Raw genomic sequence first — 15,545 nt, 5'->3', positions numbered from 1 at the left:
GCAGCATAGGGCAAGAGATCTTGGCCGTCACATCGGTTCTCCGGGGAACCGCGCGCACCCCGTCCGGCCCGTCCGGATCGGGCCCGCCCTTCAACAGTCCGGCCGATCAACAATCTTTACCCGCACGTAACTTACCGACGGGTTACTTGCGGTAAGTCGACACGGTTACCGTCGGGTCACTTTGCACCGGACCAAGTGAAGGAGTGACCCATGGGACACGGTCGCGCCCCCCTGCGCACCGCCGCCGCCGGAGCCGTCTCGGCCGCGCTGATCGCCGGCACCGTCGTCGGCCTCGCGCCGGCCGCCCAAGCCGCCCCGGCCGTCCGCTTCGTCGACATCACCGGCGACGGCGGCACCGTGCTGAAGGCCAACGTCCTCACACCCGCGGGCGCCGACGGCACGCGCGACTACCCGCTCGTCGTGCTGCCCACGAGCTGGGGCCTGCCGCAGATCGAGTACCTCGCGCAGGCCCAGAAGCTCGCCGACTCCGGCTATGTGGTGCTCACCTACAACGTCCGCGGCTTCTGGCAGTCCGGCGGGCAGATAGAAGTGGCCGGTCCGCCCGACATAGCGGACGCCTCCAAGGTCATCGACTGGGCCCTCGCGCACACGCCGGCCGACCCGCAGCGCGTCGGCATGGCGGGCGTGTCCTACGGCGCCGGGATCAGCCTGCTCGCCGCCGCCCACGACAAGCGCATCAAGGCCGTGGCCGCGCTCAGCGGCTGGGCGGACCTCATCGACTCCATCTACTCCGGCCGCACCCAGCACGTCCAGGCGGCGGCCGTGCTGGACGGGGCGGGCACCCTCACCGGCCGCGAGAGCCCCGAGGTGCGGGAGATCTTCGACAACCTCTACGCCTCGGACCTGTCCAAGGAACAGCAGATGATCGACTGGGGGAGGAAACGTTCCGTTGGAACCTACGTCGACCAGCTGAACAGCAACGGCGCCGCCGTCATGCTGGCCAACGCCTGGGGCGACACGGTCTTCCCGGCCAACCAGTACGCCGGCTTCTACGAGAAGCTGACCGGCCCCAAGCGGCTGGAGCTGCGCCCCGGCGACCACGCGACCGCCGAACTGACGGGCCTGTTCGGACTGCCGAACGACGTGTGGACGGACACGGAGCGCTGGTTCGACCACTACCTCAAGGGCGCCGACAACGGCATCGACCGTGAGCAGCCGGTCCAGCTGAAGTCCCGTAGCGCGGGGGGATACGAGGGCTACCCGGACTGGAAGTCGGTCGGCGCCACCCGGCGGAAGGTCGCGCTCGCGGGCTCCACCACCATCCACGCCAACGTCGACTCGGGCGCGGACGGCGGGATCGTCTTCCTCTCCAGCATCCTCGACCAGGTCGCCCAGTTGCCGCCGATCGCCTCGATGCCGCTGCTGCCGCGCCGCTGGGCGGCCGTCTGGCAGTCGGAGCGGTACGGCACGGCCCAGCAGGTGCGCGGCACGGCACGGCTGCACACCACGCTCACTCCGACCAAGGAGAGCGGCACGTTCGTCGCGTACCTGTACGACGTGGGCCCGCTCGGTATCGGCAAGCTGGTCACCCACGCGCCCCTGAGCTGGCACGGGCGGACGCCGGGCGAGCCGTTCGGCGTCGACCTGGACCTGTTCTCCACGGCCTACGACGTCCCCGCCGGGCACCGTCTCGCCCTCGTGGTCGACACGGTGGACCCGCTCTACACCGAGCACAACCCGTCCGGCGCGCAGCTGACCTTCTCCTCGCCCTCGGACGACCCGTCGTACGTGTCCGTCCCGTTGCGCGAGCAGTGATCTCCGGCTGCCGCCGGACGAGCCTGGCCCGTGTGAACTGCCGCCCCCCTACGGTCTCGGGGCCGTGGGGGGTTCCCCACCCGGCAGCAGCGTCCCGGGGCCGGCCGTGGCGACCGCCACGGCCTCGGTCCTGGGACTGCGCTGCTCACGGCGGGACACCCAGCCGGCGAACCACGAGAGCAGCATGCACATCCCGATGTAGATCGGCGAGATCACCATCACCACGGGGATGAACGGCAAATCGTAGTCGAGGTTCGAGGCGATGAGCTTCCCGGCGTGGAGGAACTCCTCGTAGGTGATGAGAAAGCCCAGGGAGGTGTCCTTCAGCGCGACCACCAACTGGCTGATGACGGCGGGCAGCATGGCCCGTACCGCCTGCGGGGCGAGGACGTGGGCCATGACCTGGGTCTTGCGCATGCCGAGCGCGAACGCGGCCTCGTGCTGGCCGCGTTCGACGGCGTTGATCCCGGAGCGGAAGATTTCGGCCAGCACCGAACCGTTGTACAGGGTGAGTCCGGCGACCAGCGCCGGCAGCGGCTGCGCCTTGAGCGCCACGAAGATGAAGAAGATCATCACCAGGACGGGCATGGCCCGGAAGAACTCCACGACGAGCGTGGCCGCCCAGCGCATCGGACGGTGGTCCGACAGCCGCCCGGCGGCCAGCACACCGCCGAGGGCGAGGGAGAGGACGGCCGCCGCCGCGAAGGCCTTCAGGGTGTTGCCGAGCCCGCGCAGCAGCAGTCGCTGGATGCCCTCGTAGGCGAAGGGCATCCACTTGGTGTACGTGAACTGCTCCGTGTCGACCAGCAGATACAGGATCCACGTGGCGAGCGCGACGATGACGACGGCGGACACGGCACCGTAGAGGCGGTGGCGTCGCCGGGTGCGCGGTCCCGGGACGTCGTAGAGCGCGGTGGCCTCGGTCATCGGGCGACTCCGTACGTGCGCTCCAGGAAGGTGAACAGGGCGCTGATGGCGAGCGTGATGATCAGATAGCCGACGGCGATCCAGACGAACGTCCAGACGACGTTGTAGCCCAGCTCGTTGATGGTCTTGTAGGTGCCGAGCAGCTCGGTGACGCTGAAGGCGCCCGCGATGGCGGAGTTCTTGGCCAGCGCGATGAGCGTGGAGCCGACGGGCGGGATGACGGCCCGGAAGGCCTGCGGCAGGACGACCAGGTGCAGCGTCTGGCCGAAGGTCATGCCGAGGCTGCGGGCGGCCTCCCCCTGCCCCCTGGGCACGGTGTTGATGCCGGCGCGCAGCGCCTCGCAGATGAACGCCGAGGTGTAGCAGCCGAGGGCGAGGACGGCGAACACCTGGAAGGGCAGGACCAGTCCGAACCGCGGCAGTCCGAGCAGCACCGCGAAGAACAGCAGGGTGAGCGGGGTGTTGCGCAGCACGGTCACCCAGGCCGTGCCGAAGGCACGCAGGGAGGCGACGGGGGCGACCCGAAAGGACGCCGTCACGAAGCCCAGGGCGAGGGCCAGCAGGGAGGACCAGACGGTCAGTTGCACCGTGCCGAGGAATCCTTCCCAGTAGACCGAGAAGTTGTCTTTCAGTACGTACATGCCGTCCTCGTCAGCTCGCCGGGTAGCGGTCGATCGCGGGCGGGTGGGGGGCGGGTACGCCCGAGAGGCCGAGCGTGGCGTCGTACGCCTTCTTCCAGTCGCCGTCGCCCTCCCGTGCCCGCAGCGCGTCGTCGAGGGCGAAGCGCAGGGCGGCGTCGCCGTGCGGGACGCCGATGCCGTACGGCTCCCTGGAGAACGGCCTGCCGACGACCTTGAGTTCGTCCGGCGCCTTGGCCGCGTAGCCGATGAGGATGGCGTCGTCGGTGGTGACGGCGTCGACCTGGTAGGTGAGGAGGTTGTCGACGCAGATGGAGTAGGTGTCGTAGGCGACCAGGACGGCCTTCGGGTAGTCAGTCTGGATGCGCCGGTACGGTGTCGAGCCGGCCGCCGAGCAGACGCGTCTGCCGGCGAGGTCCCGGGGGCCGTGGATGTCCTTCTCGTCCTTGCGGACCAGCAGCGACTGGCCGGCCAGGTAGTAGGGGCCGGCGAACCCGACGAGCTTCCTGCGGTTCGCGTTGATGGTGTAGGTGCCGACGTAGTAGTCGATCTGGCCGTTCTGCAGCGCGGTCTCACGGTTGGCGGAGGCGATGGTGCGGAAGCGCACGGTCTTCGGCGGGAAGCCGAGGGAGGCGGAGAGCATCCTGGCGATCTCGACGTCGAAACCGGAGTAGGTGCCGGTCGCGGGGTCCTTCTCGGCCAGGTAGGGCTGGTCCTCCTTGGTGCCGACGACGAGGTGGCCGCGTTTCCTCGCCCGGCTCCAGGTGCTGGAGGCGGGCAGGCCGAAGCCCCGCGCCACCTGGTAGACGGGGAGCTCGTCGGCGGCCGGCCCCTTGGCGGGCGGGCTGCCCTCCTTGCCGCAGGCGGCCGCGAGCAGCGCGAGGGCGGCGGACAGCACGGCGCACAGGGCGCGGGGCACACGGGTGGCACGGAACACGGTTTGCACTCCCCCGGTCAGTGCTTGAGGATCTTGGAGAGGAAGTCCCTGGCCCGCTCGCTGTGCGGGTGGGTGAAGAACCCCTCGGGGCTGCGGTCCTCGACAATCCGGCCGTCCGCCATGAACACGACCCGGTTGGCGGAGGCGCGGGCGAAGCCCATCTCGTGGGTGACGACGACCATGGTCATGCCGTCCCGGGCGAGCTGCCGCATGACCTCCAGCACCTCGTTGATCATCTCCGGGTCGAGGGCGGAGGTGGGCTCGTCGAAGAGCATCGCCTTGGGGTCCATGGCGAGGGCCCGGGCGATCGCCACGCGCTGCTGCTGGCCGCCGGAGAGCTGTGCCGGGAACTTGTCGGCCTGGTTCAGCAGGCCGACGCGGTCGAGGAGTCCGCGGGAGCGGCGGTCGGCGTCGTCCTTCTTGCGCCGGCGGACCTTGATCTGTGCGAGGGAGACGTTCTGCAGGACCGTCTTGTGGGCGAAGAGGTTGAAGGACTGGAAGACCATGCCGACCTCGGCGCGGAGCCGCGCGAGGGCCTTGCCCTCCGCCGGAAGCGGCTGCCCGTCGAGCGTGATGGTCCCGGACTCGATGGTCTCCAGCCGGTTGATCGTCCTGCACAGCGTCGACTTGCCCGACCCGGACGGGCCGATGACCACGACCACCTCCCCCTTGCCGACGGTCAGGTCGATGTCCCTGAGGACATGCAGCTGCCCGTAGTACTTGTTGACGTCGCGCAGTTCGATCAACGGATCGACGGCCATCCGCAGCCCTACTCGTTCGCAGCTGTGTCGTGGTCGCCGCAAACTATCCAGAGCAAAGCGGAGTTGACGGACGACACGCACCTTCCGGGCAATAGCCGTATTTACACCAGCGGGGTGCGCGCGGGGGCGAACGGCCGGCTTCCGGGGAGGGGCGTGCGGGGCCGCGGGATCAGGTCTCGGCGATCTCCGCGTACAGCTGCGACAGCTCCGGGGCGCCGCTCGCGGCCCACTCCTGTCCGGCCGGGACCACGTCGACCTCACGGCCCGAGGCGAGCAGGACGACGGGTTCGCCGTCCGGGCGGATCCGCCAGACGGCGCCCGTCACCGTGCGCACCACCACCGTGCCGAGGTACAGCCCCGCGTCGTTGCCCAGCCAGGGCAGGATCTCGGCGTCGTCGCGCCAGCGCGGGACCATCTGGTCCAGGGCCTCCAGGGAGGCCGGGGTGTCGTCGAGGCGGACACCAGCCCCGGCCGCCTGCGAGCGGAGCAGTTCGCACTCCGACAGCAGCTCCGCCACCGCCTCGGGGTCGGCGGCGAGCGCCGTGCGAACGTCCTTCTTGTGCCGGTGGCCCAGGAACGGAATGTTCATGGCCCCAGCGTGGCATCAGACGTCGAGGTCGACCACCACCGGCGCGTGATCGGACGCGCCCTTGCCCTTGCGCTCCTCACGGTCGACGTAGGAGTCCTTGACGGCCTTGGCGAACGGCTCGTTGCCGTAGACCAGGTCGATGCGCATGCCGCGGTTCTTCGGGAAGCACAGCTGGCGGTAGTCCCAGTAGGTGAACGCGTGCTCGTACTTGAGGGGGCGCGGGACCACGTCGCTCAGACCGGTCTCGCGCAGGGCGGCCAGGGCCGCGCGCTCGGCCGGGGTGACGTGGGTGGAGCCCTCGAAGGCGGCCGGGTCGAAGACGTCGTCGTCGGTCGGCGCCACGTTGTAGTCGCCGAGGACGGCGAACGGGCGGCTGCCCTGCGCGTCGCCCTGCACGGCGGCCTTCAGGGCCTCGAACCACTGGATCTTGTACGCGTAGTGCGGGTGGCCGACCTCACGGCCGTTGGGCACGTACACCGACCAGACGCGGACCGGCCCGCACGTCGCCGAGACGGCGCGCGGCTCGACCGCGCCCTCGTAGCCCGGGTCGCCGGGCAGGCCCTTGACCACGTCCTCGAGGCCGACGCGGGAGAGCACCGCCACGCCGTTCCACCGGCCGGTCGCGTGCACCGCGGCCTCGTAGCCCAGCTCGCGCAGCTGCTCGAACGGGAACTGCTCCTCGGCGATCTTGGCCTCCTGGAGGCAGAGCACGTCGGTGCCGCTGCTCTCCAGCCAGGCCAGCAGCCGGGGAAGACGGGCGGTGATCGAGTTCACGTTCCAGGTGGCGATGCGCATGTCTCACAACCTACCTGCCGGGTGTGACAACCGGTCCCGGCTCACAGGTCGGCGAAGGCTCCCGGGGCGAGACGCAGGTGCTCGGCGCCGGCCAGGGCGCCGATCTGGCGGTCGTAGATCGGGCGGGCCAGGTCGGTGAGCAGCGCGTCGTGCACGTCGTACGCACGCTGCGGCTTGACCTCGCGGACGTACTCGATCACCTCGGAGATCTTGTTCCACGGTGCCATCACCGGGAGCATCAGGGTCTGGACGGGCCGGTCGGGGACGGTGAGCGCGTCGCCCGGGTGGAAGACCCGGCCGCCGTCGATCAGGTAGCCGACGTTGGTGATGCGCGGGATGTCCGGGTGGATCACGGCGTGCAGCTCGCCGTGGACCTGCACGTCGAAGCCGGCGGCGGTGAAGGTGTCGCCGTGGCCCACGGTGTGCACCCGCCCGGGGAAGGCCGCGGTGATCCGCTCCGCGACGGCCCGGAGCGTCCAGATCTGAGCCGCCGGGTTCGCCTCCATCGCCGTACGCAGCCGGCTCTCGTCGAAGTGGTCCGCGTGCTCGTGCGTGACCAGGATCGCGTCCGCGCCGGCCGCCGCGTCCTCCTCGCTGAAGCCGCCGGGATCGATGACGAGCGTCCGCCCGTCCTTCTCGAGGCGGACGCAGGCGTGGGACTTCTTCGTGAACCTCATGTCTCACCATCCTGCCGCCTGCGGCCGCGCGCGGCCTCACTCGGCGGGGGTGGTCTCCTCGCGGATGACCTGCTGGACGACCCGGAACGCGCTGTTCGCCGCCGGCACCCCGCAGTACACGGCGGCCTGGAGCAGCACTTCCTTGATCTCGTCCGGGGTCAGCCCGTTGCGCAGGGCCGCCCGGGTGTGCGCGGCCAGGTCCTCCAGGTGGCCGCCGGTGACCAGCGCGGTCAGCGTGACGCAGCTGCGGGTACGGCGGTCCAGGCCCGGCCGGCCCCAGATCTCGCCCCAGGCGCTACGGGTGACGAACTCCTGGAAGTCCCCGGAGAAGTCGCCGGCCCGCGCCAGCTCCTGGTCGACGTGCGCGTCGCCCATCACCTCACGGCGGATCTTCAGCCCGGTCTCGTACCGGTCGGCCTGCCCGGCGGTCCGGGCCGGTACGGCGGCCGGGGCGATCTCCGCGACCGGTACCGGCTGCGGCGGCGCGAGCGGGACGGGGGCAGCCGGGATGCCCGGCAGGACCGTCTGGCCGGTGTCGTAGGACTGCTGCCAGGCGGTGGCGAAGTGGTGGACCAGCAGGTCCGTGACGGCGGCGGGCTGCTCGACCGGTACCAGGTGGGAGGCGCCCGGCACGACGGCGAGCCGGGCGTCCGGGATGCCCGCGACCAGCGTGCGGGCCTCGGCGGGGCCGGTGACCTGGTCGTCGGAGCCGACCAGGACGAGCGTCGGCACGCCGATCCGGCCCAGTTCGGGCCGTACGTCGAACGCGGCGAGCGCCTCGCAGGCGGCGATGTAGCAGCCCGGGTCGGTGGTGCGGACCATCTGCACGGCCCACTCGGTGATCGCGGGCTGCGCCGCGGCGAACCCACCGGTGAACCAGCGGTCCGGGGAGGTGCGGGCGATCGGGTCGAGTCCGTTCGTGCGGACGATCACCCCGCGCTGCCGGAACTCGTCCGCGGTGCCGAACCGGGGCGAGGCCGCGACCAGTGCCAGCGAGGCGACGCGCTCCGGGTGGCGCAGCGCCAGCTCGATGCCGACCGCGCCGCCCAGCGCGCACCCGGCGTACCCGAACCGCTGCACGCCGAGCGCGTCCAGCGTGGCCAGCAGCCGGGCGGTCACCTCGGCGACCGAACCCGCCGGGTGGGCCGGGGCCCCGCCGTGTCCCGGCAGGTCGAACCGGAAGACCCGCCACTGCTTCAACAGCTCCGGTATCTGGCGGTCCCACATGTGCCAGGTGGTGCCGAGGGAGGGGCCGAGGATGAGGACCGGGGCCTCCTCCGGGCCGTCGAAGCGGTACTGGAGGGTGGGGGGTGCGGGGATCGCCGGGGTAGCAGGGGTCTTCGTCTCACTCACCGCTCCACGCTAGCGGCAGTGGGCCGGTCCGCTGCCCCGGGGTCCCCGCCGTCCCCATCCGGCCCCCCGGGATCACCGGCGAACCCTCACACCGTCTTCACCGAGTCGCCGGAGCCGGCCCGACGTCCTTTCCGGCCGTGGTCGTCGGTCACAGGTCGTCCGGGGTGCCCAGTCCGGTCAGGGCGCCCACCGGGTCGAGGTCCGGGGTGCCGCGGGGCCACCAGTCCTCCTGGCCGGGCTCCGACTCGTAGGCGTACCAGAGGCCGTCGTGGCCGAGGCGGAGCTGGACGTGACCGCGTGGATGGGTGAGGCGGTTGCGCCAGGGGCGGAACGCGGGCAGGTCGGCGGCGAGCAGCAGGGGGCGGGCCCGGTCGAAGCGGCCCGCCGGCGGATCCCAGGGCTCCTCCAGGACGGCCAGCCCCTCCGGACCGCCCTGCCGCCAGGCCGCGACGGCCCGGGCGAGGTCGGCGGTGGTGCGGCCGACGGCCGTGGCGAGCGTGGCGTACAGCGTGCGGGTGGCCGCGGTCAGGCCGGAGCCGGGACGCGCCGCGGCGAGGCGCACCGCGTCCTGCCAGAGGGTCAGCTCGCCGACCGGATCGCGGCCGGTGCCGAGCAGCGCGTGGGCGCGGGCGGCGGCGTCGGTCGCCAGCTGGTCCAGCGCGAAGGGGTCGGGGCCGCCGGGTGCGGCCGGGTAGACCGGGGCTGCTCGGGGTGCGGCGGCACCGGTGCCGGCGGGGGCAGCGGCGGCAGTCGCCGGGGGTGAGGGCGTCGGTGGCGCGCACGCCGGGCAGGGACTGCGGCCGGCGTTCCTGCGCGGCGCGGGCCGCTCGGGCGGCGCTGCGCCGGGAGAGCGCGTCGAGCAGCTCCTTCTCGCCCCGGCCGCGCAGCAGGAGCAGCACGAAGGGGTCGGCGTCGAGCAGGCGTGCCATCTGGTAGCAGAGGGCGGCCGCGTGCTTGCAGGGGTGCCCGGAGTCGGGGCAGCTGCACCGGGGGGCCAGGTCACCGGGGCCGGGCAGCAGGGGTACACCGCAGCCGGCGAGGGACTGGGGCAGCTCCTTGTCGAGCAGCGCGGCGATGTGTCCCGGCCGGTCGGCGGCCGCGTCCAGGAAGCGGGTCCAGTCGTCGTCCGCGAGGGTGCGCACCCGCACCTGCGCGCGGTACGGCCGCGGCCGGCTGCCGCGCACGTACGCGAGCACGAGCCCCGGTGTGACGGTGATGGCGTCCACGTGGCCCTGCTCCGCGTAACCGCGGCCGCGGGCCAGCCGCTTGGGGTCCAGCGCACCCCGCTCCAGCGCCTCGACCCAGGCGTTCCCCCACCAGGTCCCGGCGAACTCCGTACCCTCCTCGGCACCCGGGCGCACCGCGAACGCCGGGAACGTACGCCGGAGTTCCGTGTCCCGGTGGGGAGTGGCCATGGTGGACGGCGCGTGCGGGACGGCGGGGGTGGGCGCCGCTGCCGGTGCCGGTCCCGATTCCCGTGCCGATTCCACTGCCGACTCCGGTGCCGACTCCGGTGCCAGATCCGGGGCCGGACTCAGGGCCGGTGATGAGGACCGCGCCGGCGCCGGGGGCGTCCCGTCGGGGGCCGTCTCGTCGGCGGGCGTTCCCGGTCCCGGTGCCGTCTCCTCGGTCTCCGCCGTCTCCCGACCCGCCTCCCTCTCGGGCGTCCCCTCCGGCTCCTCCGCCCCGCCGGGGCCTTCCGGTCCCTCGGGTCCCTCGGTCCAGGCGGGCATGCGGAAGGCGTTCGCCAGGTAGTTCCGCATGTCCTCGGCGGTCCTGCCCCGCGTGGTGCCGGATGCGGGGCGGGGAGCGGCCGTGACCGGCCGTGCGGTGTGCCTCCGGTTCCCGGGTTCCGCCGCCTCCGCGCGCCGCGCCTCCCGCAGGGCCGTACGGAGCGCCTCACGGGCGACGTCCCCGGGGCGCTGTCCGCCCGCGGCCCCGGCGGTCACCGCGCTCGTCGTGGCGGGCGGTTCCGGGTCGGGGTCTCCTCCCCTGCCGGTTCGTCGGCTTCGGCGGTCGTGCGGCCGTCGGCTTCGCCCCGGCGGTCGGCGATGGCGGCCCGGAGGGCGGCCCGCACCGCGTTCCCCGGCCTCGGCTCCGCGCCCTGCCCGGGCCCGGCGCAGGACTCCGTGCCCGTCAGGGCGTCCGTGCCGTCGGCGGCCGCGGTCCCGGCGGTCTCGTCATGTGGCCCCGCGGCCTCGCCGGTGTGGTCCCGCGGCGCGTCCGCGTCCCGTACCGCGTCCTCCGCCGACCCGGCGGTGTCGTGCCGCTCCGTCTCCGTGCGCTCCCGGGCCTCCCGCAGGGCGCGGCGCGCGGCGTCGGCGGGGCGTGGCTGCCCGCCGGCCGTCATGACGTCCTCCGCAGCGAGACGAGGTCGGACAGTTCACGGTCGGTCAGCTCGGTCAGCGCCGCCTCGCCGGAGCCGAGGACGGCGTCGGCGAGCGCCCGCTTGGACTCCAGCATCTCGGCGATGCGGTCCTCGACCGTGCCCTCGGTGACCAGACGGTGGACCTGGACGGGCTGGGTCTGGCCGATCCGGTAGGCGCGGTCGGTGGCCTGCTCCTCGACGGCCGGGTTCCACCAGCGGTCGAAGTGGACGACATGGCCCGCCCGGGTGAGGTTCAGGCCGGTGCCGGCCGCCTTCAGGGACAGCACGAGGACGGGGGTCTCGCCGTCCTGGAAGCGGTCCACCATGCGCTCGCGCTCCGGCACCGGGGTGCCGCCGTGCAGCAGGTCCACGGGGATCGCGCGGGCGGACAGGTGCGCGGTGATGAGGCGGGCCATGCCGACGTACTGGGTGAAGACCAGCGCCGAACCGTCCTCGGCGAGCAGGGTGTCCAACAGCTCGTCCAGGAGGGCGAGTTTGCCGGACCGTGCCGCGAGCCGGTCGGCCCGCGGGTCCTCTTTCAGGTAGAGCGCCGGGTGGTCGCAGATCTGCTTGAGGGCGCCGAGCAGCTTCAGGACGAGGCCGCGGCGGGCGATGCCGTCGGCGGACTCGATGGCCAGCAGCGACTCGCGCACCACCGCCTCGTACAGCGCGGCCTGTTCGCGGGTGAGCGGAACCGGGTGGTCCGTCTCGGTCTTGGGCGGCAGTTCGGGCACGATGCCGGGGTCGGACTTCTTGCGGCGCAGGAGGAAGGGGCGGACGAGGCGGGCCAGGCGCTCCACCGCCTCCTCGTCCTCGCCGTTCTCCACCGCGCGGGCGTGCCGGGCGCGGAAGGACTTGAGCGGGCCGAGCAGCCCGGGGGTGGTCCAGTCGAGCAGGGCCCACAGCTCGGAGAGGTTGTTCTCCACCGGGGTGCCGGTGAGCGCCACGCGCGCGGGGGCCGGGATGGTGCGCAGCGCCTTGGCGGTGGCCGAGTAGGGGTTCTTCACGTGCTGGGCCTCGTCGGCGACGACCATGCCCCAGGGCTGCTCGGCGAGGCGGGCCGCGGCGGAGCGCATGGTGCCGTACGTGGTGAGGACGAAGCCGCCGCCCGGGCCGTCCAGGCTGCGGTCGGGGCCGTGGAAGCGGCGGACGGGGACGCCGGGCGCGAACCGGGTGATCTCGCGCTGCCAGTTGCCCAGCAGGGACGCGGGGCAGACCACGAGGGTCGGCTCGCTGCGCGCCCGCTTCAGATGCAGGGCGATGAGCGTGATCGTCTTGCCGAGGCCCATGTCGTCGGCGAGGCAGCCGCCGAGACCGAGCGAGGTCATCAGGTCGAGCCAGGCGAGGCCGCGCAGCTGGTAGTCGCGCAGGGTGGCGGCGAGACCGGCGGGCGGGTCCGCGGGGCGCAGGCCGGCCGTGAGCCGGTCGCGGAGGGTGGCCAGGGCGCCGACGGGGACGGCGTCGACGGTCTCGCCGTCGACCTCCGCGGTGCCGGTGAGCGCGACGGACAGCGCGTCGACCGGGTCGAGCAGGCCGAGCTCGCGCTTGCGGGCCTTGCGGACGAGGGCCGGGTCGACCAGCACCCAGCTGTCCCGCAGCCGGACGACCGGCCGGTGGGCCTCGGCGAGCAGGTCCATCTCGGCCTCGCTGAGCGGTTCGCCGCCGAGCGCCAGCTGCCAGCGGAACCGGAGCAGGTCCTCGCTCTCGAAGAAGCCGGTGCCGTCGGTGGCCGAGCCGGGTGCGGGCCGGACGACCGCCGCGGCCGTCAGGTCGCGGGCGAGGTCCCGGGGCCAGTGCACGGCGACGCCCGCGGCGGCCAGGCGGCTCGCCGCGACGCCGAGCAGTTCGCCCAGCTCCTCCTCGGACAGGGCGAGGACGTCGGGCACGTCCTGTTCCGCGAGCCGGTCGAGGGGCTGCCACACGCGGGCCGCGCGCCGGACGGCGAGGGCCGCGTCGACGCGCGCGCGGGGCCCGAACGCGGTGTCCGCCTCCCCCGCCCACAGGGCCGCCGCGTCGGCGACCAGGGTGGGGTCGGCGAGGCTGTGCACCTGTACGACGGCCGCTCCCGCGCCGCGCGCGCCGTCGGCCGAGCCGGCGTCGAAGAGGTCGTACGCGGACAGGTCGAGCCGGAGCGAGATCCGCACGCCGGCGTCCATCCCGGCGGCGACCTCGGCGGCCCACGCGTGGGCCTGCGGCAGGGCCTGGGGCTCGCGGGCGGCGAAGGGCCGGCCGGAGGTGTGGGGGGCCGCGGGGGTGCGGGGCAGGGTGTCGGCGACCGCGTCCAGGAACGAACGGACCAGGGCCTCCGGCTCGGGCAGCCGCAGCGGCCCGGGGTCGGTCAGGGGCACGGCGTGGCCCTCCGGGGGCAGGGCGGCGGCGATCGCGCGCAGGTGGGCGATGTCGTCGGGCTCCAGGGGGCCGGCGCGCCAGGCGTCGTGACCGCTCGGCGTGAGGCCGGGCAGCAGGCGGCCGCGGGCGACCAGCCGCAGGGCGTGCAGGGCGGCGGCGCCCCAGCATGCCGTGGCCGGGTGGGCGGCCGGGTCGCGACGGGCCCGGACCAGCAGCGGCAGGGCCTCGGCGAGGGGCAGGGTCAGGGCGGGGACCTGACGGCGGCGCACGCCGCCGCCGTGACGTCGTACGACCGTCAGTTCGGCCGGGTCGCCGCCGGTGTCGCCGTCGGCGGGCAGGGCGCCGCCGTCGGGGTCCCAGAAGGCGACGCGGCCCTCGCGCGGGAGGGGTGCGGGCAGGTAGACGGACGCGAGGCGGACGGGGACCTGGTTCCCGTCCGGCGCGGATCCCGCCCCGCGCTCGGCCACCGCCGCGGTGCCGCCGCTCATACGTCCTGCCACCTCCCGCCCGTGTCCCGGATCAGCTGTCTCCGACTCTACGGGCGGGGTCCGACAATCGGCTCCGGCGGCCGGTGCGGGCCCGCTCTACGGCACCGTGCGGGAGACGACGTAGAGCACCGGGTTCTTCGGGTCGGACGTGTTCACGACGACGTCCTGGGTGGGCGAGGGGTTCTTCTGCTTGTGCGTGAACCCGGACCACGGCCCCGGACCGTCGAACTTCCAGCCGGAGACCTTGCGGTCGCGCGCGCCGATGGTGATGTGGTCCTTCTTCAGCTGGTCCTCGCGCACGCCCATGGCCGCGAGGAAGCTGTCGAGTCCGGCCTGGTTGGTGCTGAACATCACGTAGAGGCGGCTGGTCTTCCAGTTGTTCGTCTCGTAGTAGGCGATGTGGTCGGCGGGGTGCGGGACGTTCACCTGGTAGAGGCGGCGCTGCACCTTGGAGGGCCAGCCGGCGGTGAGGCCGGTCGCCGAGTACTTCGCCTCCTTGTCCTTGCCGCTGTCGCGGCTCTGGTTCGCGGAGATCACCAGGTAGCCGGCCGGGACGCCGATGAGCAGGCCGATGATCAGCAGGGTGATCGCCCGCCGCTCGGCCTTGTGGCGCGGGTTCTCGGGCGGCCGGCTCGGCTCGTCCGGCGGGGCGGCCTGGTGCGGCAGGGAGGCGGTCATACGGTGTCCCGGTCGCGACGGGCCTCGACGTACCGCTCGTAGCGCTCGTACCGCTCCACACGCCGCCGCTTGGCGCGGCGGAAGCGGCGGGCGACCAGCCGGGCCAGATCGGCCGCGCCCACCATGCCCGCCTCCGGACCGAGCTGGGCGCGGGTGATGCGGGCCTCGGGCCGGTAGCCGCGGCCGGTGAGGTGGCGCTTGAAGGCGTCCCGGGCGGGGCCGATGAGCAGGTCGTCGGCGGCGCTGACGCCGCCGCCGATCACGAAGCAGGACGGGTCGAGGGCGGCCGCCAGGTTGGCGATGCCGACGCCGAGCCACTGGCCGATGTCCTGGAGGAGCTCCACGCACATCGCGTCGCCGTCGCGGGCCAGCTCGGTGATCATCGGGCCGGTGATGTCGCCGATGTTGCCCTTGACGTGCTCGATGATCCCGTAGGCCACCGGCGAGTCGGCGGCGGCCAGCTCGCGCGCCTCGCGCACCAGCGCGTTGCCCGAGCTGTACTGCTCCCAGCAGCCGCGGTTGCCGCACGGGCAGCGGTGGCCGCCGGGGACGACCTGCATATGCCCGAACTCGCCGGCCACGCCGAACTTGCCGCGCTTGACCTGGCCGTCCTCCAGGATGGCGCCGCCGATGCCGGTGCCGAGCGTGATCATGACGAGGTGGTCCTCGCCGCGCCCGGCGCCGAAGCGCCACTCCGCCCAGGCGGCGGTGTTGGCGTCGTTGTCCACGAGGACCGGTACGGAGAGACGGCCGGCGAGACGGTCCCGCAGGGGCTCGTTGCGCCAGGACAGGTGGGGGGCGAACAGGACGCGGTTGCGGTCGGCGTCGACCCAGCCGGCCGCGCCGATGCCCACCGCGTGCACGTCGTGCCGGTCGGACAGGTCCAGGACCAGTTCGACGATGGTGTCCTCGACGACCTTGGGGCTCTTGGACTTGTCCGGGGTCTCCGTGCGGAGCCGCTCCAGGATGTTGCCGTCGGCGTCCACGACACCCGCCATGACCTTGGTGCCGCCGATGTCGATGCCGACGGTGGGGACACGGGGGGCGGTCAGGTGTGACCGGCGCTCCCGGGTACCGACCGTTCGCAGGACGGGGGCCCGGCGGGAGCCTATGGGGGCCGTGAGGTCGCGGTAGGTGCTCATCGCGGTCGATTGTGCCGCACGCTCACGCCCGGTGCTGCGCGGGGCGGGGGGACGCGAGCCGCGAGCG

At 73.4% G+C, this 15,545-nt stretch carries 14 protein-coding genes and 1 pseudogene; 1 reads left to right on the top strand and 14 read right to left on the bottom strand.

The genetic code is table 11. The features are described 5' to 3' along the window. Positions 1–210: 210 nt before the first annotated feature. A complete protein-coding gene (locus N8I86_RS29885) occupies positions 211–1,776 on the top strand; it encodes a CocE/NonD family hydrolase (RefSeq protein ID WP_123440168.1) in 1,566 nt (521 codons plus the stop codon). A gap of 48 nt (positions 1,777–1,824) precedes the next feature. Here the strand turns inward: N8I86_RS29885 and N8I86_RS29880 are convergent, their stop codons facing one another. The 14 genes and pseudogenes from N8I86_RS29880 to N8I86_RS29820 form a co-directional block, all read right to left on the bottom strand. Beyond that, positions 1,825–2,703 (bottom strand): amino acid ABC transporter permease, encoded by an 879-nt coding sequence (locus N8I86_RS29880; protein WP_263279132.1) that lies wholly within the window; start codon positions 2,701–2,703, stop codon positions 1,825–1,827. Next, positions 2,700–3,344, bottom strand: coding sequence for an amino acid ABC transporter permease (locus N8I86_RS29875; RefSeq protein WP_073897054.1), 645 nt, complete (start codon positions 3,342–3,344; stop codon positions 2,700–2,702). The genes N8I86_RS29880 and N8I86_RS29875 overlap by 4 nt, the downstream gene beginning before the upstream one ends. A 10-nt stretch (positions 3,345–3,354) precedes the next feature. Beyond that, on the bottom strand, positions 3,355–4,278 hold the full coding sequence (locus N8I86_RS29870) for a glutamate ABC transporter substrate-binding protein (RefSeq protein ID WP_263279131.1): 924 nt from the start codon (positions 4,276–4,278) through the stop codon (positions 3,355–3,357). A gap of 17 nt (positions 4,279–4,295) precedes the next feature. Beyond that, the gene (locus tag N8I86_RS29865) at positions 4,296–5,039 is read right to left on the bottom strand and encodes an amino acid ABC transporter ATP-binding protein (RefSeq protein WP_263279130.1); all 744 of its coding nucleotides are present in this window, start codon (positions 5,037–5,039) and stop codon (positions 4,296–4,298) included. A 169-nt stretch (positions 5,040–5,208) separates the two neighbouring features. After that, on the bottom strand, positions 5,209–5,628 hold the full coding sequence (locus N8I86_RS29860; RefSeq protein ID WP_263279129.1) for a DUF6278 family protein: 420 nt from the start codon (positions 5,626–5,628) through the stop codon (positions 5,209–5,211). A 15-nt stretch (positions 5,629–5,643) separates the two neighbouring features. After that, complete coding sequence (locus N8I86_RS29855; RefSeq protein ID WP_123440164.1) at positions 5,644–6,423, bottom strand: exodeoxyribonuclease III; 780 nt, start codon at positions 6,421–6,423, stop codon at positions 5,644–5,646. A gap of 41 nt (positions 6,424–6,464) precedes the next feature. Next, a complete protein-coding gene (locus tag N8I86_RS29850) occupies positions 6,465–7,100 on the bottom strand; it encodes an MBL fold metallo-hydrolase (protein ID WP_073897067.1) in 636 nt (211 codons plus the stop codon). A 36-nt stretch (positions 7,101–7,136) separates the two neighbouring features. Next, positions 7,137–8,453: a bifunctional 3-oxoadipate enol-lactonase/4-carboxymuconolactone decarboxylase PcaDC gene (pcaDC, locus tag N8I86_RS29845; protein WP_263279128.1), complete on the bottom strand. Its 1,317-nt coding sequence runs from the start codon at positions 8,451–8,453 to the stop codon at positions 7,137–7,139. Positions 8,454–8,601: 148 nt separating this feature from the next. Beyond that, positions 8,602–9,015, bottom strand: coding sequence for a hypothetical protein (locus N8I86_RS39620; protein ID WP_450169256.1), 414 nt, complete (start codon positions 9,013–9,015; stop codon positions 8,602–8,604). A gap of 400 nt (positions 9,016–9,415) precedes the next feature. After that, a pseudogene (locus tag N8I86_RS39615) lies at positions 9,416–9,868 on the bottom strand (SWIM zinc finger family protein); the annotation flags it as partial. A gap of 530 nt (positions 9,869–10,398) precedes the next feature. Then, entirely contained in the window at positions 10,399–10,803 is a 405-nt protein-coding gene (locus N8I86_RS29835; protein ID WP_263279127.1) for a hypothetical protein, read from the bottom strand. Next, the gene (locus N8I86_RS29830; RefSeq protein ID WP_263279126.1) at positions 10,800–13,658 is read right to left on the bottom strand and encodes a DEAD/DEAH box helicase; all 2,859 of its coding nucleotides are present in this window, start codon (positions 13,656–13,658) and stop codon (positions 10,800–10,802) included. The genes N8I86_RS29835 and N8I86_RS29830 overlap by 4 nt, the downstream gene beginning before the upstream one ends. Before the next feature lie 96 nt (positions 13,659–13,754). Further along, positions 13,755–14,336: a sugar kinase gene (locus N8I86_RS29825; RefSeq protein ID WP_073897076.1), complete on the bottom strand. Its 582-nt coding sequence runs from the start codon at positions 14,334–14,336 to the stop codon at positions 13,755–13,757. Further along, positions 14,333–15,478: an ROK family glucokinase gene (locus tag N8I86_RS29820; protein WP_073897079.1), complete on the bottom strand. Its 1,146-nt coding sequence runs from the start codon at positions 15,476–15,478 to the stop codon at positions 14,333–14,335. The genes N8I86_RS29825 and N8I86_RS29820 overlap by 4 nt, the downstream gene beginning before the upstream one ends. Positions 15,479–15,545: the final 67 nt, after the last annotated feature.

It is taken from the genome of Streptomyces albidicamelliae, from assembly GCF_025642175.1.
GTDB classification, from domain to species: Bacteria; Actinomycetota; Actinomycetes; order Streptomycetales; family Streptomycetaceae; genus Streptomyces; species Streptomyces albidocamelliae.
Note: the sequence above shows the minus strand (reverse complement) of the source record. Positions and strands in the feature narration are given on the sequence as shown.